We start from the raw sequence: 21,809 nt of genomic DNA, 5'->3' as shown, positions 1-21,809 counted from the left end.
CGCGCAATCAGAGCCTGCGTGCCTGCTTGAGTTCGGCCACCAGCCGCTCGAAGTCAGCGAGGAGTTCGGGTGTGGCCGCATAGAACACTGCGAACTTGCCCACCAGTGTGCGCACGTAGAGCCGCGGTGCAATCAGCCAGTCGAGCCCCCGCACGCGTATCAGCTTGCCGAACGCGAGATCGTCGAACGCCATGTGCTTGTCCCAGATCCAGCGCTGGTGCAGGCCTTGCCGGTCGATGCGGGTGCGGCTGGTCATGATGTGGAACCAGGTCCAGCCCATCAGTGCAATGCCTGCGAGGAACCAGCCGAGGCCGCCCGTCTTGGCGCTGCCCAGCGCCCCAACCGACCAGAGCTGTGCCAGCCAGAAGGCACAGCCGCCTACGATCACTGTGGCCAGCAGCCTGAAGGGCAGCGAAAACGCCTGGCCCTCGACTGCATCGCCACCGGACGGTTCGAAACGAAACGGTGCGGGACCCAAAGGTGCCTACTTCTTCTCGGGCTCGGTGCTGCCCGCGCCAGGAGCGGCCGGGGCCTCTTCCTTGGGCGCATCGCCAAATGGATTTTCACCACCGCCGCCGCTCTCCGCGCCGGAGTTCGGGGTCATGTCGTCGATTGGCACCTCGATCTGCACCTTGTCGGTATCGATCGTTTCTTCCTTGGGTAGGAACATGGTCACCGTCTGCGGCACGAAGATCACGATTGCGACCAGGATTAGCTGCATCAGCACCCAGGGGATCGCGCCCATGTAGATGTCGCTCGACAACACAGGCTTGGCAATCCGCTTCTCTTTGAACAGCGTGTCGGCTATCCCTCGCAAATAGAACAGCGCAAAGCCGAACGGCGGATGCATGAAGCTGGTTTGCATGTTCACGCACAGCAGCACGCCGAACCACACCAGGTCGATGCCCAGCTTGGCCGCGACCGGACCCAGCATCGGCAAGATGATGAAGGCGATCTCGAAGAAGTCGAGGAAGAAGGCCAGGAAGAAGATGAACAGGTTGACCACGATCAGGAAGCCGATCTGTCCGCCCGGCAGGCCCGTCAGCAGGTGCTCGACCCACTTGGCGCCGTCCACGCCCTGGAACACCAGCGAGAACACGCGCGCGCCGATCAGGATGAACACCACCATGGCGGTGAGCCGCATGGTGCCGACCATGGCTTCCCAGATGAGCGACAGCGTCAGCCGCTTGTGGATGGCCGCGAGGATCAGCGCGCCGACCACGCCCATGGCACCCGCTTCGGTGGGCGTTGCGATGGCGGTGTCGATGCCCGGCAGGCCGCCCATCGAACCCAGCACGGCGAAGATCAGGATGGCCGACGGAATGATGCCCCGCAGGCACTTGGCCCACAGCTTGGCGCCGCTCAGCGTGCGGGCGCTCTTGGGAATGCCCGGAATGTGATGCGGCTTGATCATGCCGAGCATGAAGGTGTAGCCCGCGAAGATCAGCACCTGGAGAATCGACGGGCCCCAGGCGCCGCGGTACATGTCGCCCACCGAGCGTCCCAGCTGGTCGGCCATGACGATCAGCACCAGCGAAGGCGGCACCAGCTGCGTGATGGTGCCCGACGCCGCCAGCACGCCGGTGGCATAGCGCATGTTGTAGCCGTAGCGGATCATCACGGGCAGCGAGATCAGTGCCATGGCAATCACCTGGCCTGCCACGGTGCCGGTGATGGCGCCGAGGATGAAGCCCACGATGATCACCGAGTAGCCGAGGCCGCCCCGCACGGTGCCGAACAGCTGGCCCATCGAGTCGAGCATGTCTTCGGCAAGCCCGCACTTCTCGAGGATGGCGCCCATGAAGGTGAAGAACGGGATCGCCAGCAGCAGGTCGTTCGACAAAATGCCGAAGATGTTGATCGGCAGGTTCTCCATGAACACCGCCGGGAACCAGCCCATCTGGATTGCGAAGAAGCCGGACGCCATGCCCAGCGCAGCCAGCGAGAACGCCACCGGGAAGCCGATCAGCATGATCAGCACCAGCCCGCCGAACATGATCGGCGCAAAGTTTTCCATCTGCATAGTTATCTCGTGTTCAGCTGTGTTGGCCGTGCGCGGCGAGCGAGGTGTGCGGCTTCACGCGGTGAGCCGAAACGGGAAGAGCGGCGGTCACTGGACCGGCTTCTCGTAGTGCGTGTCCATCTCGATCCGGCCCATCAGGTAGGCCACGCGCTTGATCACTTCCGACACGCCCTGCAGGAACATCAAGGCAAAGCCCAGCGGCAGCAGCAGCATGGCGGGCCAGCGGATCAGTCCGCCCGAATTGTTCGACATTTCGCCGGACAGCAGCATGCTGTAGAAAAGCGGCCAGCTGAGCCAGGCGATGATGCCCATCACCGGCAGCAGAAAGCAGAGCAGGCCGAACAAGTCCACGTAGACTGGCCCATGGCCCTTGAGCTTGCCGTAGATGATGTCCACGCGCACATGCTCGTTGAGCTTGAGCACCACCGGCGCGCCAAGCATGACCGTGGCGGCGAACAGGTACCACTGGATTTCGAGCCACGCGTTGGAACTCGTGTTGAGGCCGAAGCGGACGAAGGCGTTGCCGGCGGAAATCAGCGCCGCGGAGAGCACCGTGAACGCGGCAACCTTGCCGAGTTGGCTGCTGATCCAGTCCATCCAGAACGAAAACTTGAGAAGTGCGGACAAGGGGGTCTCCCGGCCAGATGACAAAAGTGCGTTGCCTTGTGAGCAATCGGCACAAAGCCTGCGATGTTAACGCGGCTATGCTGAGTGGCCGCTGATGCTCATCGGGGGGTTTCCCTGAGCACCATAATGAGGCAATGGCTGCGCCGCTTTCCCTATCGCACTCGATCGATTCGCCCGACATGCAGCGGGCGGGCCGCGAACTGTTGTCGCTGGCGCTCATCGACGCGCGCAACCACACACTCCACCTTTTGTCGCTCTACGAGCAGGCGCTGGGTTCGGCCGCGCTGGACATCGCACGCACGGACGACGCCAGCGTGGTGCCGCCGATCTGGCTGGCCGGGCACATCGGCTGGTTCGCCGAATGGTGGATCGGGCGCAACACGCAGCGGGCCTTCGGTGCCGAGTGTCCGGTGCGTCCGACCCGGCTGGCCGCCATCGATCCCAACGCTGACGACTGGTGGAACCCGACGCAAGCGTCGCGTGCGCAGCTCTGGTTGCCCGGCCTGCCGGACCTCGGCCAAACCAAGGCCTATCTGCTCGAGACGCTGGAGAGCACGCTCGAACTGCTCGAGCATGCGGCCGAGACCGATCCGGGGCTGTACTTCTATCGCCTTGCCTTGTTCCACGAAGACCTGCGCGGCGAGCAGTTCATCGTGATGGCACAGACCCTGGGGCTGCCGCTCGGCATCGAGCCGACGCCCGCCGCCGTCACGCGCGAGCCGCTGCTGCTGCCCGCCACCCGATGGGAGATGGGCCTGTCCGAGGGCTGCGGCTTTGCCTTTGCGCAGGAGTGCGGCGCGCACCGTGTCGACGTGCCCGAGTTCGAGATCGATGCCCAACCCGTCACGTGGAACCAGTACATCGAATTTGTCGACGAAGGCGGCTACGACCGCGAGGAACTCTGGCACCCGGAAGGCTGGCGCTGGCTGGCTTCGCAGGTCGAGGGGCGGCGCGGGCCGCGCCACGTCGAGCAGATCGGCGCCGCACGCCATGGCACCGGCGGCTCCGTGCTGCAGCAGCGATTCGGCGCCACGGTGCGAGCGGCCGGCCACCACAGCGCGGTGCACTTGAGCTGGTGGGAGGCCGATGCCTGGGCCCGGTGGGCCGGCCGTCGCATCGCGACCGAGGTCGAATGGGAGATCGCTGCGCTGACCGCGGCACGGCGCGGTTTTCGGTGGGCCGACGTGCACGAATGGACGGCCAACACGCTGCGGCCCTGGCCCGGCTTTCGCGCCGATCCCTGGAGCGCGGGCGGCGAGTTCGATCCCACCGCCGCATTCGGCAAGGCGCGCGTGCTGCGCGGCGGCTCCTTCGCGACCCGCGCCAGGCTGCGTTCGGCGCACCGTCGCGGATTTGCACTGCCGGGCCGCGACGATGGCTTCTTCGGCTTTCGAACCTGCAGCCTGTGACTCGCCTTCGGCGTCGCTAAGGAATGCCGCCTGACGAGAGCGGCGGCGCCACTTCCTCGAGCGGCTTGCACTCCGCATCGGCCGCATAGCGCAAGGCCAGCAATCCCGCGACGATGACCAGCGTCGCGCCGATCGCATAGCCCACCATCACCGCGCCGCGGCTGCCTGTTTCGATCAGCATGCCGAACAGCACCGGCGCCACGAAGCCGCCCGCGCCTGTGCCTATGGCGTAGAAGACCGCAATTGCCATGGCCCGCATCTCGAGCGGGAACACTTCGCTGACGGTGAGATAGGCCGAGCTTGCGGCGGCCGAGGCCAGGAAGAACACCGCCGACCAGCACAGCGCCTGGCTGCGCGCATCGAGCCAGCCCATCATGAAGGCCCAGCCGGTGAGCGCAAGCCCGACGCCTGCGAGCACGTAGGTGAGCGCGATCATCTTGCGCCGGCCCACGCTGTCGAACAGCGGGCCCAGCAGCAGCGGCCCGAGCACATTGCCAAGCGCGAACGGAAAAATGTAGAGCGCCACGTTGTCTTCGGCCACGCCGTAGAAGCGCGTGAGCACCAGCGCGTAGGTGAAGAAGATCGCGTTGTAGAAGAAGGCCTGAGAGACCATCAGCGCTACGGCGACCACGCTGCGCTCGCGGTAGCGGCGCAGCAGCACGTGCGCCACTTCGCGCATGGACGGGCTGCGGTGGCGCCCGCTGGCGTAGGCCACGCGGCCTTCGGCCACCGGCAGCGGGCCGTGCTGCGCGCGCACCTGGGCCTCGATGTCCTCGATGATGCGCAGCGCCTCGTCGGCGCGGCCGTGCGCCATGAGCCAGCGCGGGCTTTCGGGTACGTTGCGCCGCACCAGCAGGATGGCCACCGCCAGCACCGCGCCCAATGCGAAGCCTGCGCGCCAGCCCCACACGGGCCCGATCACGCGCGCATCGAGCAGCACCAGACTAAGCCCGGCGCCCAGCGCCGCGCCAATCCAGAAGCTGCCGTTGATCGCCAGGTTGACGCGGCCGCGCACACGCGCAGGAATGAGCTCGTCAATGGCGGAGTTGATGGCCGCGTATTCGCCGCCGATGCCCAGGCCCGTGACAAAGCGGCAGAACGCGAAGAAGGCGAAGTCCGGCGAGAACGCAGTGGCCAGCGTGCCCAGGGTGTAGACCACCAGCGTGACCAGGAACAATTTCTTTCGCCCGAGCCGGTCGGTCAGGCGGCCGAAGAGCAGGGCGCCTATGACCGCGCCCCCGATGTAGATCGAACCCGACCAGCCGATCTGGCCGGCGCTGAGCCCCAGCGTGTCGGGCCGCTCCAGCACGGCGCCGATCGAGCCGACCAGCGTCACCTCGAGTCCGTCGAGCACCCAGGCCACGCCGAGTGCGATCACCACGCGCCAGTGCCAACGCGACCAGGGCAGGCGGTCGAGACGGGCAGGAATGTCGCTGTGCACTGCAGCTGTCGTCATGGGCTCAACCTTAACCCATGTGCTTTTGCGGCCTTTAGTGGCTGTGCTTCTTCTCGCGGGGGAAGGTCCACCAGGGCAGCAGCGCGCGCAGCGACTGCACTTCGCCGCTGGCTGCGGTTTCGTAGCCGGGCAGCGTGCCCAGCAGGTGCTGCCAGGTTTCGCTGCGCAGCACGGCCACCAGCGCCTGCATCGCCGGCTGCTCGAGCGCCGACTTGAGGCAGGCGAGGTGGTAGCGCTCGTGCACCAGGGGCACGAAGCCCAACCCCACGGCGTGGGCCGCCGATTCGAGCCCGAGCCCGGCATCGGCTTGGCCCGACGCTACTGCATACGCCACGGCGGCGTGCGAGGTTTCAGAGCGTCCGTAGCCCGCGAGCGCCGAGGCATCGAGCCCGGCCTGCGCCAGCAGTTCATCGAGCAGCACGCGCGTGCCGCTGCCGATCGCCCGGTTGACGTAGCGCGCCCGCAGCCGAACCACGTCGGCCAGCGAGCGCAAGCGCAGCGGGTTGCCCGGTGCCACGATGAGGCCCTGCGTGCGCCGCGCAAAGCCGATGATCTTGTGCTGCCCGGGTTTGAGCAGCGGCTGATAGGTGCGCTGGACCAGCGAACCGCGCGGCGGATGCTCTACCGTGTGAAAGCCCGCCATCACGCAGCGGCCCTGGTTGAGCGCACGGATCGCATCGACGCTGCCGGTGAAGTGAATGTCCAGATGCAGCTGGGCTGTGCCCGCGGCATGGGTGCGCAGCAGCGCCAGCGCATCGTCGTGGCTCGCGTGCAGGCTCAGTACGTGGGTGCGGTCATCGAAGGCGAGGGCGAAGGCGCGCTCCAGTTCGGCGTGCAGTGCCTCGATCTGCGGCGCCAGCCGGGCCTGGGCCTGGCGCTCGGCCCACAGCAGCTTGTCGCCGAATTCGGAAAGCTGGGCGCGCTGGCCCTGTTCACCCTGTATCAGCGGGCGGCCGAGCGTGTGTTCCCAGTGCTTGAGTTCACCCCACACATGGCGGTAGGAAAGGCCGAGTGCGCGCGCGGCGGCCGAGATGGAGCCGTGCTCGCGCACCGCCTGCAGCATCTGCATCAGCGGATTGCGGACCTGCCGCGAACCGCTGCGGCGGGGACGGATCGCGTAGGAAAGGTCGATCTGATGCACGGGGGCTGGCGGGCGGGAATGGAGGCCGGCTCATTATGCAGAGCCGCCCATTGCCCGCCTGCTGCCGTGCGTCAGGCCGTTTCTGCGAGCGCGTCGCCCAAGGCGTTGACCAGTCGGTCGATCTCGGCCTTCTCGGAAATGAAGGGCGGTGCAATCTGGATCGTGTCGCCGCCGTAGCGCACGTAGAAGCCCTTCTTCCAGCAGTTCATCGCGATCTCGTAAGGGCGGCGCGCCGGTTCGCCCGGGAGCGCCGAAATGGTCAGCCCCGCGGCCAGGCCGTAGTTACGGATGTCCGCCACGTGCTTGCTGCCCTTGAGGCTGTGCACCGCGTTCTCGAAATGCGGAGCGAGCGTTTTCACGCGGCCGACCATGTCTTCCTTCTGGAGCACGTCGAGCGCCGCGATGCCGGCGGCGCAGGCCACCGGGTGTGCGCCGTAGGTGTAGCCGTGCGGAAATTCGAGCATGTAGTCGGGACCGCCGGCCGCCATGAAGGTGTCGTAGATCTCCTTGCTGGCAATCACCGCGCCCAGCGGCTGCGCGCCGTTGGTCACCTGCTTGGCGATGTTCATGATGTCGGGCGTCACGTCGAAGGCTTCGGCGCCCGTGAGCGCGCCGCAGCGGCCGAAACCGGTAATGACCTCGTCGAAGATCAACAGGATGTTGTTTGCGGTGCAGATGTCGCGCAGCCGCTTCAGGTAGCCCTTGGGCGGAATCACCACGCCGGCCGAGCCCGCGAAGGGCTCCACGATCACGGCCGCGATGTTCGATGCATCGTGCAGCGCGATCAGGTCGAGCAGGCGGTCGGCCAGTTCGGCGCCGTTTTCCGACATGCCGCGCGTGAAGGCGTTGGCTGCAATCTGCGTGTGCGGCAGGTGGTCGGCTTCGACGCCCTGGCCAAAGAGCTTGCGGTTGGCCGCGATGCCGCCCACCGAAATGCCGCCGAAGTTGACGCCGTGGTAGCCCTTCTCACGGCCGATCAGGCGTGTCTTGCTGGCAAGGCCCTTGGTGCGCCAGTAAGCACGCGCCATCTTGAGCGAGGTGTCGGCGGCCTCGGAGCCCGAGCCGGTGAAGAACACATAGTCCAGGCCCGCGGGCGTCAGGTCCTTGATCTTGTTGGCCAGCTCGAACGAGAGCGGGTGGCCAAACTGGAAGGCCGGCGAGTAGTCGAGCTTGGCGATCTGGCGGCTCACCGCCTCGGTGATTTCGGGGCGGCCGTGGCCGAGGCCCGAGCACCAGAGGCCCGAGAGGCCGTCGAAGATCTTGCGGCCGTCGCCGTCGGTGAAGTAGGCGCCCTTGGCCTCCACGATCATGCGCGGATCGGCTTTGAAGTTGCGGTTGCCGGTGTAGGGCATCCAGTGCGCGTCGAGCCAGGCGGCGTCGGTGCGGAGGGCGGGCGTCGGTTCGATGGCGGGTGTTGCAAGGGTCATGGCGCTTCCCGCGCAGGGCGGGCTCCAAAAGGGTAATGAGGTGTGCAGATTGTTGGCACAGCCTTCAGTGTGGAGAATGGCGCAATATCAATGTTCACTTGACACTTCATGCAAGTAAAGACCAGGACCCGAAGCGACGCCCAAAACGGTGCGTCGAGCACGCGCAACCGCGCCGTGCTGGGGCAGCTCAGCGACATGGACCTGCGCCTGCTCAAGGTGTTCAAGAGCGTGGTCGACTGCGGTGGCATGGCGGCGGCGGAGCTGGAGCTGAACATCGGCACCTCCACCGTGAGCCGGCACGTGAAAGACCTGGAAACGCGGCTCGGCCTGGTGCTGTGCCGGCGCGGCCGGGCGGGCTTTGCGCTCACGGCCGAAGGCCAGCGCGTGTACGACGAGACGCTGCGGCTGCTGGCCTCGGTGGATGCGTTTCGCGGCAGCATCGACGACATTCACAACCGCATGGGCGGGCAGCTGGAGGTGGCGCTGTTCGACAAGACGGCCACCAACTCGAAGGCGCGCATTGGCGAGGCGATTGCGCGCTTCACGGAGATTGCGCCCGAGGTGAACCTGGCGGTGCACGTGGGGTCGATCAATGCCATCGAGCAGGGCGTGCTGGAAGGCAACTTCCAGATCGGCATCATCCCGGCGCACCGCGCCTCGAAGAGCCTGGTGTACGCGGACCTGTTCGACGAGACGATGCTGCTTTACTGCGGCAAGGGACATCCGCTCTTCGAGAGCAACAACGCAAAGCTGACATGGACCAAGCTGCGGGAGCACCACTTCGCGGGCCTTGGCTACCACTCTCCCAACATGGAGTTGAGCCACCGGGCCAAGCTCTCGCGCAAGGCGACGGGCTTCGACCAGGAGGCGATTGCCACGCTGATTCTTTCGGGGCGTTTTCTCGGTTTTTTGCCCGACCACTACGCGCAGGTGTTCGAGGAGCGTGGGCTGATGAAGGCGGTGTTGCCGGCGCGATTCAACTATGTGTGCCGGTTCGTGAGCTTGCTGCGGCGTTCGCCTAAGCCGTCACGGGCCGTGCTGGCGTTTCAGGAGTGTCTGGAGAAGGCGCACAAGTAAAGCCTGTGCGCGACCTCGCTCTTGCTCCCTCTCCCGCTTGCGGGAGAGGGCTGGGGTGAGGGTTTCGGCGATGGCAAAGGGCGTGCGGGTGTGAAGGCCCGCGGCCCTCACCCTAACCCTCTCCCCAAGGGGAGAGGGGATAACACCCAGCCGGTCACCGCTGCCCGCTGGGCAACAACAGATGCTTGGCCCCGATATGCGCCTCCATCTCATGCATGTGCGCCTCGGCATCGACCATGTGCTCGGCCATCAACCGACGGACTTCCTTCGCATCTTCCCGCCGGTAGGCCGACAGCAACTGCGTGTGATAGTCGACATTGGCCTCGCCAAAGTGGTGATGGTCCAGCGCCTTCTTGTAGACCACCAGGTCGCGCAGCAAATCATTCAAGAAGCGGCACATGAAGGACAGCACCGGATTGGGGCAGGCCTCCGCCAGCAACGTGTGAAACGCGAGCTCGGCCTCGCGCTGCGTGCGCAACTCGTCCTCGTTGGTGGGCTCGAGAGTGCAAAGGCGCACGTTCGCTTCCAGGCGCTCGAAATGTTCGGGCGTCAGTTTGCCGACCACGCTCACTGCCAATTCGGGCTCCAACACCTTGCGCAGCTGGTAGATGTGGTGCCCATCCAGGTGATGAAAGTGCAGAAAGTTGCGTAGCGGCTCCGACGCGTGGTCGACCGACACCTGCTGCAGATACGCCCCGCCGCCCGGCCCCGTGCGGATGGAGATCAGCCCGCGCACTTCCAGCGCCTTCAGCGCTTCGCGCACCGTGCTCTTCGAGTAGCCGAAAAGCTCGATCAGTTCCTTCTCATTGGGCAGCCGGTCGCCTGGCTGCTTGCGCTCGGCAACGATCCAGCGCTTGACGTCCTCGACGATGACGTCGGAGAGCTTTTGCCGCCTGGGGCGGTTCTGCCCAAAGGCCATGGCGTCCTGCGGCGATTTCATGCGTGAAGAGTCATTTCAAGAGTGATGAGGCACTTGGAGCAGATATCGGGCCCGGGTCGTCCAGGATTTTGGCACGGCCATTGCTAGCGGGTTTTTACCAGCATATTAATCCTATTTATCCGCTTAAATTCGCTGCCGACCCAGGCCGCACCCTTTCTCTACCTCCCAACCACGTCCGGAGAATTTCATGCAACGCAGACACCTTCTTCAGCTCGCCGCCCTGTCGGCCGCTCCCGCATCGCTCCTGGCCGGCCGCGCCGCCTTTGCCCAATCGGCCGACGCGATCCGCTTCGGCTGCCCGGTTCCGATGTCGGGCGCCTTCGCAGCCAACGGCAAGTTCGCGGACCTGGGCATGAAGCTGGCCATCGAGCAATACGGCAGCGTTCTCAAGCGCCCGCTGGCCTACACGGTGCTCGACACCGAAGGCAAGCCGGCCACCGCCGTTCGCAAGGTGCAGGAAGCCTCGCAGCAGCAGGGCGCGAAGTTCTTCGCGGGCGGCATCCTGTCGTCGGAAGCTTTGGCCATGGGCAAGGAGGCCGAGAAGGCCGGCGGCATCTTCATCACCACCGCGGGTGCGGACGAGATCACGGGGAAGGACTGCAACCCCGCCACCTTCCGCTGGTCGGTGCCCACCTTCGGCGCCGTGGAGCAGACGGTGCGCCCGCTGATCGCCACCATGCCCAAGGCCAAGCGCTGGTACACCATCACGCCGCAGTACGTCTTCGGCGAAGGCCTGTTGGGCGCGGCCAAGAACATCTTCCAGGAGAAGGGCATCGAGCACGTGGGCAACAGCTACCACTCGCTCAACGAGAAGGAGTTCAGCGGCTACCTCACCAACGCGATGGCCGCCAAGCCCGACGTGCTGCTGCTGCTGAACTTCGGCGCGCAGTCGTCGGCGGCGCTGCGCCAGGCGGTGAGCTTCGGCATGCACAAGAACATGACGATCCTCATTGCCTGGGCCTCGGGGCTGGAGCAGTTCGACGAACTGGGCGCCGACCTGTGCGACGGCGTCTACTTTGGCGCGCAGTACTGGCACACGGCCGACACCCCGCTCAACAAGGACCTGGTGAAGCTCACAGCCGGCAAGCTGAAGATCGTTCCCAACTACAGCCTCGCAGGCTCGTATGTCTGCACCAAGATCCTCATCGACGGCATCGTCAAGGCCGGCACCGTCGACCAGAAGGCCGTGATTGCGGCGCTCGAAGGGATGAAGTACGAAGGCCTCACGGGCGCCGAAGAAATCCGCAAGGCCGACCACCAGGTCATCAAGGACTACTACCTGCTCAAGGGCAAGGCCAAGTCGAAGATGAAGAACGCGGCCGACTATGTGGACGTGGTGAGTTCCGGCAAGTCCTTCCTCGCAGTGGACAAGACCGGCTGCAAGCTGGCCTGAGCACGCCGACAAGGACTCCGGCGCGCCCACCCATGACCGTCTACCTGCTCCAGACCATCAACGGAATCGGCATCGGCATGCTGTATTTCCTGCTGGCCGTTGGCTTGTCCATCGTGTTCGGCCTGCTGCGCTTCGTGAATTTTGCGCACGGGGCTTTCTATCTGCTGGGTGCCTACCTGTGCTTTCAGGCCATGCAGTGGGGGCTCGACTTCTGGGCCGCACTGGTGCTGGTGCCGCTGTTCGTGGGCGGGCTGGGTTGGCTCGCGGAGAAGCTGCTGCTGCGCCGCGTGTATGCCAAGGCGCACGAGTTCCACATCCTCGTGACCGTGGGGCTCGCGCTCGCGGTGCAAGAGATCGTCATCGTGTTCTGGGGGCCGCTGGGCAACAGCGTGGCGACCCCCGACCTGCTGCAGGGCGTGGTGATGTGGGGCAGCTTCATCTATCCCAAGTACCGGCTGTTCGTGATCGGTCTTACCGCCGTGCTCGCGGTGCTCCTGTGGTGGGTGCTCGAAGGCACGCGCTTGGGCAGCGCGGTGCGCGCGGGCAGCGAATCGACGGAGATGGTGTCGCTACTCGGCATCAACGTGTTCCGCGTGTTCAGCCTGGTGTTCGCACTGGGTGCGGCCACGGCGGCGCTGGCCGGTGTGCTGGCGGCGCCGATCCGCGGGGCGGAGCCTTTCATGGGCGTCGAGGCACTCGGCGTCGCCTTCGTGGTGGTGGTGATTGGCGGGCTAGGCAGTTTTGGCGGCGCGCTGGTCGGCGGCTTGCTGATCGGCATCGTGCAAAGCCTCATGAGCACCATCTGGCCGCCGGGGGCGAGCTTGATGATCTACATCGCGATGGCGGCCGTGCTGCTGCTGCGCCCGCATGGCCTGCTTGGCCGGAGCACATGAAACACCCCATGCCAAGAAAAATCACTTTCCTCCTCGCGCTGATCGTCGCGCTGGGTCTGCCGCTGGTGCTGCGCTCGGGTTCGCTCGCGAGCGAGGTGCTGATCTATGCACTTGCCGCACTGGGCTGCAACCTGCTGCTGGGCTACACGGGGCTTCTGTCGTTCGGGCAGGGCATCTTCTTCGGGCTCGGCAGCTACACCATCGCGATCCTGCTCACACGGTTGCAGCTGCCGATGCCGCTCGCGCTGCTTGCCGCCATTGCCATGGGCGCACTGGGCGCGGCGGTGGTCGGCTGGGTCGCCATCCGCCAGCGCGGCACTTACTTCGTGATGCTCACGCTGGCCTTTGCGCAGATGTTCTACTTTGTCGCGTACACGGCCTCGGGGCTCACGGGCGGCGACAACGGGCTGCTCGACGTGCCGCGCCCCGCCTTCATGGACACGCCCTGGAAGTACTACGCCTTCGTGGCCGTGATGTTCCTCATCGCCTTCGGCCTGTTGCTGCGCGTGACGGATTCGGTGTTCGGCCGCACGCTGCTCGCCATTCGCGACAACGAGGATCGTGCCGCCGCGGTGGGCTACAACCTCAAGCGCTTCAAGCTGCTGGCCTTCGTGATCTCCGGCGCCGTGACCGGCCTTGCAGGCGGCCTGCACGCAATGATGACCGGCATCGCGCCGCTGTCGAATGCCGAGTACCACACGAGCGAGATGATCCTGGTCATCACCGTGATCGGCGGCACCGGCAATCTGTTCGCCTCGGTGCTGGGCTCGGCCTTCTATGTGCTGCTGGCCGACTGGCTGTCCACGCTGTGGCCGCGATGGCTGCTGCTGTTGGGGCTGTTGCTGATCGGCGTGAGCATCGGCATGCAGCGCGGCCTCTGGGGCCTGGGCGAAAGCGCGTGGCGCCGCGTGTTCCGTAAGACGCCGCCTTCGACGCCGGCCGTGCCTCATGCGCAGGGAGAAAAAGCATGACGCAACCGGTACTCATCGAGGCCATCGGCGTTACCAAGCACTACGGCAAGTTCGCCGCGCTCGGCGGGGTCGACCTGAAGATCAAGCGCAACACCGTGCACTCGGTGATCGGCCCGAACGGCGCCGGCAAGACCACGCTGTTCCACATGCTCACGGGCACCGGGACCACGACGGGCGGCCGCATCCTGTTCGACGGCCACGACGTGACGCACGAGCCCGACTACAAGCGCGTGCAGCGCGGCATGGCACGCTCGTTCCAGGTCACCAGCCTGTTCGCGAGCCTGTCGGTGCGCGAGAACCTGCGCGTCGCGGCACAGGGCATCGCGCCGCGCCAGGCCATGAACTGCTGGCGTGCGCCGGTCGGCGAACGTGCCTGCGCCGAAACGGTCGCCGAGGTGCTGGAACGCGTGGGCCTCCAGCGGCTGGCCGACGTGCCCGCCAGCGAGCTCTCGCACGGCCAGCAGCGCCGCCTCGAAGTGGGCATGGCGCTGGCCGCGAAACCCAAGGCCATCTTCCTGGACGAGCCGACTTCGGGCATGGGCATCGATGACCTGGACGACATGAAGCGGCTGATCCGCGGCCTGCGCGATGCGCACACCGTGGTGCTGATCGAGCACAACATGAACATCGTGATGGACATTTCCGACACCGTGACGGTGATGCAGCTGGGCCGCGTGCTGGCCGAAGGGCTGCCGGGTGACATCCGGGCCGATGCGCGCGTGCGCACGGCTTATCTCGGCAACATGATCACCGGGGGCAAGGCATGAGGGGCACTGTTCCTTCCTCCCTCTCCCCKMGGGGAGAGGGGGCAACTGCCGGGCCATGGCCGGCTCTCAGAGAACGGAGGCGCCCCTATGAGCGCGAACATCCTTGAAGTCGAAGGCCTGCACGCCCACTATGGCAAGAGCCACGTGCTGCAGGGCGTGTCGATGACGGTGGGCGATGCCGAGCTCGTCACGCTCCTCGGTCGCAACGGCGCGGGCAAGTCGACCACGCTCAAGAGCATTGCCGGCGCCGTCACGCCCAGCGGCGGCCGCGTGCGCTTTCAGGGCGCGGACATCGCGGGCATGCCGCCGCACCGCATAGCTACGCGGGGCGTGTGCCTGGTGCCCGAACACCGCGGCGTCTTCAAGCTGCTGACGGTGGAAGAGAACCTGTTGCTCGGCCAGCGGCGCGATTCGCCGTGGCAGCTGGACGACATCTACCGCATCTTCCCGCGCCTGAGGGAGCGTCGCCGCAACGGCGGCGGCCAGCTCTCGGGCGGCGAGCAGCAGATGCTGGCGATCGGCCGTGCGTTGATGAATCATCCGCGGCTGCTGATTCTTGACGAACCCGTAGAAGGCCTCGCGCCGGTCATCGTCGAAGAGATCGTCGCGCAACTCAAGCTCATCAAGGCGGCCGGCGTGGCCATTCTGCTGGTGGAGCAGAACCTGGAAGTCTGCGTGCAATTGGCCGACCGCCACTACATCCTGGAGCAGGGCGTGATCGTGCATGAGGCCGGCAACGCCGCCTTCATGGCCGACCATGAAGTGAAAGACCGCTATCTGGGCGTGGGCCTTGCTTAGTGCCTGCGCACCCCTTCTTCTTTTTGCAAAGCCATGAACTCATCCACCCAACTCCGCATCAACGGCGATCGCCTCTGGAACTCGCTGATGGAACTGGCGAAGCTCGGCGCGACCGAGAAAGGCGGCGTCTGCCGCATCGCACTGACCGACCTCGACCGGCAGGGCCGCGATCTCTTCACCCATTGGGCGCGCGAGGCCGGTTGCGAGGTGCGCGTCGACCAGATCGGCAACATCTTTGCGCGCCGCGCCGGCCGTGACAACACACTGCCCCCGGTGGTCACGGGCAGCCATATCGACACCCAGCCCACGGGCGGAAAGTTCGACGGCAACTATGGCGTGCTGGCCGGGCTGGAGGTGATCCGCAGCCTGAACGACGCCGGCATCGTCACCGAGGCGCCGCTGGAGATCGCCGTGTGGACCAATGAAGAGGGCTCGCGCTTCGTGCCCGTGATGATGGGCTCGGGCGTGTTCGCCGACGCCTTTACGCTCGAGCATGCACTGGCGCAGCGCGACAACGACGGCATTAGCGTGGCCGAGGCGCTCGCGTCGATCGGCTATGCGGGCGCCGCACCGGCCTCGGCCGCGGCATCGCCCGTGGGCGCGTACTTCGAGGCGCACATCGAGCAGGGCCCGGTGCTCGAGGCCAACGAGCGCGTCATCGGCGTGGTCGAGGGCGCCCTCGGCCAGCGCTGGTACGACGTGGTGCTGCAGGGCATGGAGGCCCACGCCGGCCCCACGCCGATGGAGCTGCGCAAGGATGCGCTGCTTGCGGCCTCCGAACTGGTGCTGGAGGTCAACCGCATCGCGCTGGCGCACGCGCCGCATGGCCGCGGCACGGTCGGCTGGATCGAGAACTATCCCAATTCGCGCAACGTGATTCCAGGCCGCGTGAAGCTCAGCGTCGACCTGCGCGCGGCGGACGACGTGGTGCTGTCGGCCATGGACGCCGAGCTGAAAGAAGCGGTGCAGCGCATCGCCGCCAAGGCCAAGGTCGAGGCCACGGTGGAGCAGGTCGTCTACTTTCCGCCGCAGCCTTTCACGCCCACGCTGGTGTCCGCCATTCGCGAGGCCGCACAGGCGCAGGGCATGACCTGGATGAACGTGATCAGCGGCGCGGGGCACGATGCGGTGTACCTGGCGCGCGTGTGCCCGACAGCGATGATCTTCGTCCCTTGCCTCGATGGCATCAGCCACAACGAGATTGAGGACGCGCAGCCCGGCCACCTCGAGGCCGGCTGCAATGTGCTGCTGCAGGCGATGCTGCAAAGCGCAGGAGTGGCGGCCCAATGAAGGTGCTGATCGCAAGGCTCAACCACGAGACCAACACCTTTTCGCCGGTGCCCACGCCGCTGGCGGCCTTCGGGCCCGACGGACCCACGTTCGGAGCGCAGGCCTACAAGGACAACAAGGGCATGCGCACTGCCATGTCGGCCTTCATCGACCTGGCCGAACAGGCCGGTGCGACGCTGATCACGCCGGTTTCGGCCTCGGCCAATCCGAGCGGGCCGGTCGATGCGAAGGCCTACACCACGCTCACGCAGTGCATCGTCGATGCCGCGCCCGGCTGCGATGCCATCCTGCTCGACCTGCACGGCGCCATGGTGGCGCAGAACAGCGCGGACGGCGAGGGCGATCTGCTGCTTCGGCTGCGTGCTGCGGCGCCCGGCGTGCCCATTGGCGTGGCGCTCGACTTGCACGCCAACGTCACGCCCGCGATGGTTGGCAATGCGGACGTGATCGTCGGCTTCAAGACCTATCCGCACATCGACATGTACGAGACGGGCGAGCATGCGGGCCGGCTGCTGTTCGATCTGCTCGCGGGGCGCAACAAGCCCGCGATGCGCTGGCACCAGCTGCCGTTGATGGCGCACACGCTGCGCAGCGCGTCGTTCACCGGCGCGATGCAGCGGGCCATCGAGGCGGCGCGCGAGGCCGAAAAATCGGAATCGCTCGCGGTGTCGATCTTTGCCGGTTTCTCGTTGTCGGACATTGAGGCGCCTTGCATGAGCGTGGTGGTGGTCGATGCGCAATCTCCCGAGCGGGCGCAGGCCACGGCAGACCGCATTGCGGCCCAGATGTGGGCCGAGCGCGAAGCCTTCATCTACCGCAGCGAGCCGCTGGCCGAATCAGTGGCGCGCGCGAAGGCGATCGCCCACGGCGCGACGCGCCCTGTGCTGCTGCTCGACCACGGCGACAACTGCATGTCCGGCGGCAGTTGCGACACCATGGACGTGCTGCAGGAAGCCCTGGCGCAGGGCCTCGACGGCATTGGCATGGGGCCGCTGTGCGACCCCGAGGCCGTGGGCGAACTCATCGCGGCGGGCGAGGGCGCCACAGTCACGGTGGCGCTGGGCAACAAGGTGTCGCTCGAAGGCATCGGTCTTTCCAAGAAGCCCGTCATGCTGACCGGCACGGTTCGCACCATCTGCAACGGCGAATACGTGATCACCGGGCCCACCTACACGGGCCAGCGCAGCAGCATGGGGCGCACGGTGCTGTTCGATATCGGCGCGGCGCGCATCGTGGTGACCGAGCGCACGCAGGAGCCGTGGGACCTCGGCGTTTTCGAATGCGCGGGGCTCGATCCGCGCAAGGAGCGCTTCCTGCTGCTCAAGTCGCGCATGTACTGCCGGCCGGTCTTCGAGCCGATCTCGGCCGCGCTGGTGGAGTGCGACAGCCCGGGCGTGACCAGTTCGGACTACGGCCTGTTCCCGTTTTCCAAGGTGCGCAGGCCGGTGTATCCGCTCGACGCCGTCTGACTGTCCGGTTGGGCTGCATATGCAAAAAATTGCATAGGTATTTGGAAGTACACCGCGATACTGCGGCGCTTCACCCCATGAAGCCCTCCGCGTGAACACCTTTGCACAGAGCGCCGTCGCGGCCTGGCAGTTGCTCGTGTCCGGCGATCCGGTGCTGCTGGCGATCGTCGGGCGCTCGCTCGCGGTCAGCGCCAGCGCCTGCGCGCTGGCCTGCGGGCTGGGCCTGCTGCTGGGGGCGTGGCTGGGCGTGGCACGCTTTCGCGGCCGCGCCGGCTTGCTCACACTGCTGAACACCCTGTTGGCGCTGCCGTCGGTGGTGGTGGGGCTGGTGATCTATCTTTTGCTGTCGCGCTCCGGACCGCTCGGCTTTTTGGGCTGGCTTTTTTCGTTCAAGGCCATGGTGCTGGCGCAGACGGTGCTGGTGCTGCCGGTGGTGACCGCGCTCACGCGCCAGACTATCGAGGACGCCGAGCGCGCGCATGGCGAGCAGCTGCGCTCGCTGGGCGCCAGGCCGCTGGTACGGGCGCTTCTCTTGGTGTGGGACGAGCGCTATGCGCTGCTCACCGTGCTCATCGCCGCGTTCGGCCGCGCCGTGTCGGAAGTGGGCGCGGTGATGGTGGTGGGCGGCAACATCGACGGCTTCACCCGCGTGATGACCACCGCCATTGCGCTCGAAACCAGCAAGGGCGACCTGCCGCTGGCGCTGGCCCTGGGCATCGTGTTGCTGGGCGTGGTGCTGGTGCTCAACCTTGCCATTGCCGCGGTCCGCGGGTGGCGCGAGCGGGTCGATGGCGGGGGCGGCGAAGGCGGCGGCATGACGGCTTGGTGGCGGCCCGAGGCGCGCCCATGAACGAACACGTGCAACTGGCGAGCGCCGACAACACCGTCTTTGCGCTCTACGGCGTCGACGTGCGGCTGGGACGCGTGGCGGCCCTGCAGGGCGCGACCCTGACCATTGCGGCCGGCGAGCGCGTGGCGCTGATCGGCGCCAACGGCAGCGGCAAGACCACGCTGCTGCGGCTCCTGCATGGCCTGGTGCCGCATGCGGCGGGGAGTTTCACCAGCGCCGCGCCGGGCCGCCACCAAGCCATGCTGTTCCAGCGTCCGCACATGCTGCGCACGTCGGTGGCTGTCAACGTGGCGATGGCGCTGTGGCTGCGCGGAATGCGCTGGCGCGATGCCCGCCGCGCCGCCATTCCGGCACTGGCGCGGGTGGGGCTAGAAGACCTGGCAAACCGCAACGCTCGCGCCTTGTCGGGCGGCCAGCAACAGCGGGTGGCGCTGGCACGTGCCTGGGCGCTGCATCCGGCGGTGCTGCTGCTCGACGAGCCCACCGCCAGCCTTGACCCCACTGCCAAGCGCGAGGTCGAGTCGCTCATCGCCGAAGCGGCCGCGGGCCGCACGCTGGTGTTCGCAAGCCACAACCTCGGTCAGGTGAAACGGTTGGCCAGCCGCGTGATCTACCTGGAGCAAGGTCGCGTGCTGGCCGACCTGCCCGTGCACGATTTCTTTCATGGGCCGCTGCCGGAAGAGGCCCGCCTGTTCGTCAAAGGAGAGTTGGCATGAGTCTGTCTTTCAAGCGCCGCAGCAATGCGGGCATTCGCGCCTCGCTGGCGGCGGCGGTTTTCTTCCTGGCCGTGGGTGCGGTGCACGCTGAGACCATCACCATGGCCTCGACGACGTCCACCGAGCAATCGGGCCTGTTCTCGCACCTGCTGCCAGCCTTCAAGAAAGCCAGCGACATCGACGTCAAGGTGGTGGCGGTGGGCACGGGCCAGGCGATCGACATGGCCAAGCGCGGCGATGCCGACGTGCTCTTTGTGCACGACACCGCCGCCGAGGAGAGGTTCGTGGCCGAGGGCTTCAGTGCCAGGCGCTACCCCGTGATGTACAACGACTTCGTGCTGGTGGGGCCGAAGGCCGACCCGGCGGGCACCAAGGGCAAGGACATCGCGGCCGCGCTGAAGAAGATCGCCACGGTCAATGCGCCGTTCGTTTCGCGCGGCGACAAGAGCGGCACCGACGCGGCCGAGCGCCGCCTCTGGACGCAGGCCGGCGTGGCCGAAGCCGGACAGCTCGTGCCCAACGACCGCAAAGGTACGGGCTACAGGGAGTGCGGCTGCGGCATGGGGCCGGCGCTCAACATCGCGGCCTCGTCCGGCGCCTATGTGCTGGCAGACCGCGGCACTTGGCTCAGCTTCAAGAACCGCGCCGACCTGGCAGTGCTGGTCGAAGGCGACAAGCGGCTCTTCAACCAATATGGCGTGATGGTGGTGAGCCCGGCCAAATTTCCCTCGCTCAACGGCAAGGGCGCGCAGAAGTTCGTCGACTGGGTGATCTCGCCGGCCGGACAGCAGACCATCGCGGACTACAAGATTGGCGGCGAGCAGCTGTTCTTTCCCAACGCGCTGGCCAACTGAAATGCGTGGCGGCCACCGCCGCGCTTTATGACCTGCGAGGTCATCGACGCCGCGCGCACCCGGCGCGACCATTCCTTCACCCCGCGATGTTGCGGGCTCCACTCTCGGAAGGAATCGTCATCATGAACACCGCCGCTCACGACGCCGCCGCCATTGCCCAACGCTACATCGCCGTCTGGAACGAAACCGATGCCGCGCGCCGCGCCGCACTGATCGAAGCCCACTGGACGGCCGACGCGCACTATGCCGATCCCATGGCACAGGCCAGCGGCCGCGAGCAGATCAGCGCACTGGTCGGTGCCGTGCATCAACGCTATCCGGGTTTTCGCTTCAACCTGTTCGGCAAGGCCGAGGTGCACGGCGACAACCTGCGCTTTTCATGGATCCTGGGCCCGAGCGGCGCCGAAGACCTGATCCAAGGGACCGATTTCGCGCGGCTCGATGCGGGCAAGCTGCGCTCGGTGACCGGCTTCCTCGACAAGGTGCCGGTGGGCGCCTGAAGCTTCAGTCCGTCGACCCGGCGGCGCGGCCGCGCCACAGTTTGCGGTAGACGGTAGCCCGGCTGATGCCGAGGGTGCGCGCGGCTTCGGCCACGTTGCCGCGGGCGTCGGTCACGGCCTTGCGAATGAGCGCGGTCTCGACGTCTCGCAGCAGGGGCCGGGTCTCGGGCGCCGCACTCGCCGGGCTCTTGCCGCCGCGCCGCGGCCGCACCTCGATGCGCAATCCGGACCAGAGCGGCACCTCGAGCACGGCCTCGCCGCGCCGGGCCGCATCGAACAGCATGTCGAGCGGCAGCGCGAACAAGTCGTTGCAATGCAGGGTATTCGGGCCGCGCGTTGCGAGCGGCTGGTGCAGCATCTGCCGCGCTGCGGCATTGGCGCCCGTGACCTTGCCCTCAGCGTCGATGCACAGCAGGCCCTCGGTGGCATCGTTGCCCGGCGGGCAGCCGGGCCACGAGAGATGCAGCCGCAGCTCGCACGGCTCCTTCAGCACCAGCATGTTCTCGATGCTGCGCGCCGAGAGCGTGGCCAGGTGCCGCAGCTCCGGCCGCTCGACCACCTGGACGCCGGTCAGGTCGAGCATGCCGATGCAGTCGCCCCGCGGGCCGAAAAGCGGCGCCCCGGCGCAGCTGTAGACGCTGGTGTCTTCGAAGAAATGCTCGCCGCGGTGCAGCCACACCGATTCCTGCTCGGTCAGCGCGGTGCTGATCGCGCTGGTGCCGATCGCGCGCTCCGACAAATCGACGCCGACGCGCGCGATGTTGCGGACATGGAGGCTGGCGGCGCCGGTGCCGTTGGGCAGGGGGCCCACGTCGACCACGATGCCAGCGGCATCGGTCAATACGGCGAAATAGCGCGTGTCGGCAATGGCGCGCGACAGCCGCTCGATCACAGGCCGGGCCGCCGCCACCAGCGCCCGGTTGCGCTCGGCCACGTGGCGAACCGCCGACCGGCCCACCGGTTCGAACTCCACCCGCTGCTGCGGCTGCCGCCCGGCTTGGATGCAGCGCTCCCAGGACCGGGCGATCCATGGTTCGATGCGCATGCTGCCGCGGGAGTGCGAGCCTTCACCGTGGATCAGCTCCCGACGGGCCTGCGCAATGGTGAGCGAGCGCTCGGGCGGGGGCGGGACGAGGGAAGCGGGCATGGGGTCGGGTGGCTCGGGCGAGAGGTCTTTTTCTTGATTCTTGCCACTCGGCAAGTTGTTT

At 66.7% G+C, this 21,809-nt stretch carries 21 protein-coding genes; 13 read left to right on the top strand and 8 right to left on the bottom strand.

Features of this window, described 5'->3' with window-relative positions; all coding sequences use genetic code 11:
* Positions 1-7 precede the first annotated feature (7 nt).
* The 3 genes from ASC78_RS08565 to ASC78_RS08555 form a co-directional block, all read right to left on the bottom strand.
* Positions 8-478: a hypothetical protein gene (locus ASC78_RS08565; RefSeq protein ID WP_055799309.1), complete on the bottom strand. Its 471-nt coding sequence runs from the start codon at positions 476-478 to the stop codon at positions 8-10.
* A 6-nt stretch (positions 479-484) separates the two neighbouring features.
* Positions 485-2,023 (bottom strand): TRAP transporter large permease, encoded by a 1,539-nt coding sequence (locus ASC78_RS08560; protein ID WP_055799308.1) that lies wholly within the window; start codon positions 2,021-2,023, stop codon positions 485-487.
* Positions 2,024-2,110: 87 nt separating this feature from the next.
* Positions 2,111-2,650 carry a TRAP transporter small permease subunit gene (locus ASC78_RS08555; RefSeq protein WP_055799306.1) on the bottom strand — a complete coding sequence of 180 codons (540 nt, stop codon included), beginning with the start codon at positions 2,648-2,650 and terminating at the stop codon, positions 2,111-2,113.
* A gap of 134 nt (positions 2,651-2,784) precedes the next feature.
* On the opposite strand from ASC78_RS08555, the gene ASC78_RS08550 reads away from it, so the two are divergent.
* On the top strand, positions 2,785-4,059 hold the full coding sequence (locus ASC78_RS08550) for an SUMF1/EgtB/PvdO family nonheme iron enzyme (protein WP_055799302.1): 1,275 nt from the start codon (positions 2,785-2,787) through the stop codon (positions 4,057-4,059).
* Positions 4,060-4,075: 16 nt separating this feature from the next.
* Here the strand turns inward: ASC78_RS08550 and ASC78_RS08545 are convergent, their stop codons facing one another.
* From ASC78_RS08545 to ASC78_RS08535, 3 genes are all read right to left on the bottom strand, one after another.
* Positions 4,076-5,515: an MFS transporter gene (locus ASC78_RS08545; RefSeq protein WP_055799299.1), complete on the bottom strand. Its 1,440-nt coding sequence runs from the start codon at positions 5,513-5,515 to the stop codon at positions 4,076-4,078.
* Positions 5,516-5,549: 34 nt separating this feature from the next.
* Positions 5,550-6,656 (bottom strand): substrate-binding domain-containing protein, encoded by a 1,107-nt coding sequence (locus ASC78_RS08540; protein ID WP_055799296.1) that lies wholly within the window; start codon positions 6,654-6,656, stop codon positions 5,550-5,552.
* 71 nt (positions 6,657-6,727) lie between these two features.
* Positions 6,728-8,083 carry an aspartate aminotransferase family protein gene (locus ASC78_RS08535; protein ID WP_055799293.1) on the bottom strand — a complete coding sequence of 452 codons (1,356 nt, stop codon included), beginning with the start codon at positions 8,081-8,083 and terminating at the stop codon, positions 6,728-6,730.
* 108 nt (positions 8,084-8,191) lie between these two features.
* Between ASC78_RS08535 and ASC78_RS08530 the strand changes: the two genes are divergently transcribed.
* Positions 8,192-9,160, top strand: coding sequence for a LysR family transcriptional regulator (locus ASC78_RS08530; protein ID WP_055799290.1), 969 nt, complete (start codon positions 8,192-8,194; stop codon positions 9,158-9,160).
* Between the two features lie 154 nt (positions 9,161-9,314).
* Here the strand turns inward: ASC78_RS08530 and ASC78_RS08525 are convergent, their stop codons facing one another.
* The gene (locus ASC78_RS08525) at positions 9,315-10,100 is read right to left on the bottom strand and encodes a FadR/GntR family transcriptional regulator (protein ID WP_235505030.1); all 786 of its coding nucleotides are present in this window, start codon (positions 10,098-10,100) and stop codon (positions 9,315-9,317) included.
* A 187-nt stretch (positions 10,101-10,287) separates the two neighbouring features.
* Here ASC78_RS08525 and ASC78_RS08520 point away from each other — a divergent pair, with 187 nt between their 5' ends.
* The 11 genes from ASC78_RS08520 to ASC78_RS08470 all read left to right on the top strand — a co-directional run bounded on the left by ASC78_RS08520 (position 10,288) and on the right by ASC78_RS08470 (position 20,601).
* Positions 10,288-11,493, top strand: a complete 1,206-nt coding sequence (locus tag ASC78_RS08520) for an ABC transporter substrate-binding protein (RefSeq protein WP_055799287.1) — start codon at positions 10,288-10,290, stop codon at positions 11,491-11,493.
* Between the two features lie 32 nt (positions 11,494-11,525).
* Positions 11,526-12,386, top strand: coding sequence for a branched-chain amino acid ABC transporter permease (locus tag ASC78_RS08515; protein WP_055799286.1), 861 nt, complete (start codon positions 11,526-11,528; stop codon positions 12,384-12,386).
* Between the two features lie 8 nt (positions 12,387-12,394).
* Positions 12,395-13,357, top strand: coding sequence for a branched-chain amino acid ABC transporter permease (locus ASC78_RS08510; protein WP_055799281.1), 963 nt, complete (start codon positions 12,395-12,397; stop codon positions 13,355-13,357).
* Positions 13,354-14,124 (top strand): ABC transporter ATP-binding protein, encoded by a 771-nt coding sequence (locus ASC78_RS08505; RefSeq protein ID WP_055799278.1) that lies wholly within the window; start codon positions 13,354-13,356, stop codon positions 14,122-14,124. Before ASC78_RS08510 ends, ASC78_RS08505 begins: the two co-directional genes overlap by 4 nt.
* Before the next feature lie 87 nt (positions 14,125-14,211).
* Complete coding sequence (locus ASC78_RS08500; RefSeq protein ID WP_055799276.1) at positions 14,212-14,922, top strand: ABC transporter ATP-binding protein; 711 nt, start codon at positions 14,212-14,214, stop codon at positions 14,920-14,922.
* A gap of 33 nt (positions 14,923-14,955) precedes the next feature.
* On the top strand, positions 14,956-16,212 hold the full coding sequence (locus ASC78_RS08495; RefSeq protein ID WP_055799272.1) for a Zn-dependent hydrolase: 1,257 nt from the start codon (positions 14,956-14,958) through the stop codon (positions 16,210-16,212).
* Entirely contained in the window at positions 16,209-17,681 is a 1,473-nt protein-coding gene (locus ASC78_RS08490; RefSeq protein ID WP_055799270.1) for a M81 family metallopeptidase, read from the top strand. Before ASC78_RS08495 ends, ASC78_RS08490 begins: the two co-directional genes overlap by 4 nt.
* Positions 17,682-17,772: 91 nt before the next feature.
* Positions 17,773-18,531, top strand: coding sequence for an ABC transporter permease (locus ASC78_RS08485; RefSeq protein ID WP_055799267.1), 759 nt, complete (start codon positions 17,773-17,775; stop codon positions 18,529-18,531).
* Entirely contained in the window at positions 18,528-19,247 is a 720-nt protein-coding gene (locus ASC78_RS08480; protein WP_055799264.1) for an ABC transporter ATP-binding protein, read from the top strand. Before ASC78_RS08485 ends, ASC78_RS08480 begins: the two co-directional genes overlap by 4 nt.
* Positions 19,244-20,101 (top strand): extracellular solute-binding protein, encoded by an 858-nt coding sequence (locus ASC78_RS08475; RefSeq protein WP_055799261.1) that lies wholly within the window; start codon positions 19,244-19,246, stop codon positions 20,099-20,101. The genes ASC78_RS08480 and ASC78_RS08475 overlap by 4 nt, the downstream gene beginning before the upstream one ends.
* Positions 20,102-20,223: 122 nt before the next feature.
* On the top strand, positions 20,224-20,601 hold the full coding sequence (locus ASC78_RS08470; protein WP_055799676.1) for a nuclear transport factor 2 family protein: 378 nt from the start codon (positions 20,224-20,226) through the stop codon (positions 20,599-20,601).
* Between the two features lie 4 nt (positions 20,602-20,605).
* On the opposite strand, the gene ASC78_RS08465 is transcribed toward ASC78_RS08470, so the two are convergent.
* Positions 20,606-21,748 carry a helix-turn-helix domain-containing protein gene (locus tag ASC78_RS08465; protein ID WP_082517484.1) on the bottom strand — a complete coding sequence of 381 codons (1,143 nt, stop codon included), beginning with the start codon at positions 21,746-21,748 and terminating at the stop codon, positions 20,606-20,608.
* Positions 21,749-21,809 lie beyond the last annotated feature (61 nt).

Origin of the sequence: Variovorax sp. Root318D1, assembly GCF_001424835.1 — a bacterium.
Classification (GTDB): Bacteria; Pseudomonadota; Gammaproteobacteria; order Burkholderiales; family Burkholderiaceae_C; genus Variovorax.
This window is presented reverse-complemented; position numbering and strand designations above follow the sequence as displayed.

What these genes read in the sequence shown, in the direction of transcription:
- ASC78_RS08560 (WP_055799308.1), bottom strand. Translation starts at nt 2,023, where the DNA reads ATGCAGATGGAAAACTTTGCGCCGATCATGTTCGGCGGGCTGGTGCTG.
- ASC78_RS08550 (WP_055799302.1), top strand. Translation starts at nt 2,785, where the DNA reads ATGGCTGCGCCGCTTTCCCTATCGCACTCGATCGATTCGCCCGACATG.
- ASC78_RS08545 (WP_055799299.1), bottom strand. Translation starts at nt 5,515, where the DNA reads ATGACGACAGCTGCAGTGCACAGCGACATTCCTGCCCGTCTCGACCGC.
- ASC78_RS08535 (WP_055799293.1), bottom strand. Translation starts at nt 8,083, where the DNA reads ATGACCCTTGCAACACCCGCCATCGAACCGACGCCCGCCCTCCGCACC.
- ASC78_RS08530 (WP_055799290.1), top strand. Translation starts at nt 8,192, where the DNA reads ATGCAAGTAAAGACCAGGACCCGAAGCGACGCCCAAAACGGTGCGTCG.
- ASC78_RS08525 (WP_235505030.1), bottom strand. Translation starts at nt 10,100, where the DNA reads ATGAAATCGCCGCAGGACGCCATGGCCTTTGGGCAGAACCGCCCCAGG.
- ASC78_RS08520 (WP_055799287.1), top strand. Translation starts at nt 10,288, where the DNA reads ATGCAACGCAGACACCTTCTTCAGCTCGCCGCCCTGTCGGCCGCTCCC.
- ASC78_RS08515 (WP_055799286.1), top strand. Translation starts at nt 11,526, where the DNA reads ATGACCGTCTACCTGCTCCAGACCATCAACGGAATCGGCATCGGCATG.
- ASC78_RS08510 (WP_055799281.1), top strand. Translation starts at nt 12,395, where the DNA reads ATGCCAAGAAAAATCACTTTCCTCCTCGCGCTGATCGTCGCGCTGGGT.
- ASC78_RS08505 (WP_055799278.1), top strand. Translation starts at nt 13,354, where the DNA reads ATGACGCAACCGGTACTCATCGAGGCCATCGGCGTTACCAAGCACTAC.
- ASC78_RS08500 (WP_055799276.1), top strand. Translation starts at nt 14,212, where the DNA reads ATGAGCGCGAACATCCTTGAAGTCGAAGGCCTGCACGCCCACTATGGC.
- ASC78_RS08495 (WP_055799272.1), top strand. Translation starts at nt 14,956, where the DNA reads ATGAACTCATCCACCCAACTCCGCATCAACGGCGATCGCCTCTGGAAC.
- ASC78_RS08490 (WP_055799270.1), top strand. Translation starts at nt 16,209, where the DNA reads ATGAAGGTGCTGATCGCAAGGCTCAACCACGAGACCAACACCTTTTCG.
- ASC78_RS08480 (WP_055799264.1), top strand. Translation starts at nt 18,528, where the DNA reads ATGAACGAACACGTGCAACTGGCGAGCGCCGACAACACCGTCTTTGCG.
- ASC78_RS08475 (WP_055799261.1), top strand. Translation starts at nt 19,244, where the DNA reads ATGAGTCTGTCTTTCAAGCGCCGCAGCAATGCGGGCATTCGCGCCTCG.
- ASC78_RS08470 (WP_055799676.1), top strand. Translation starts at nt 20,224, where the DNA reads ATGAACACCGCCGCTCACGACGCCGCCGCCATTGCCCAACGCTACATC.
- ASC78_RS08465 (WP_082517484.1), bottom strand. Translation starts at nt 21,748, where the DNA reads ATGCCCGCTTCCCTCGTCCCGCCCCCGCCCGAGCGCTCGCTCACCATT.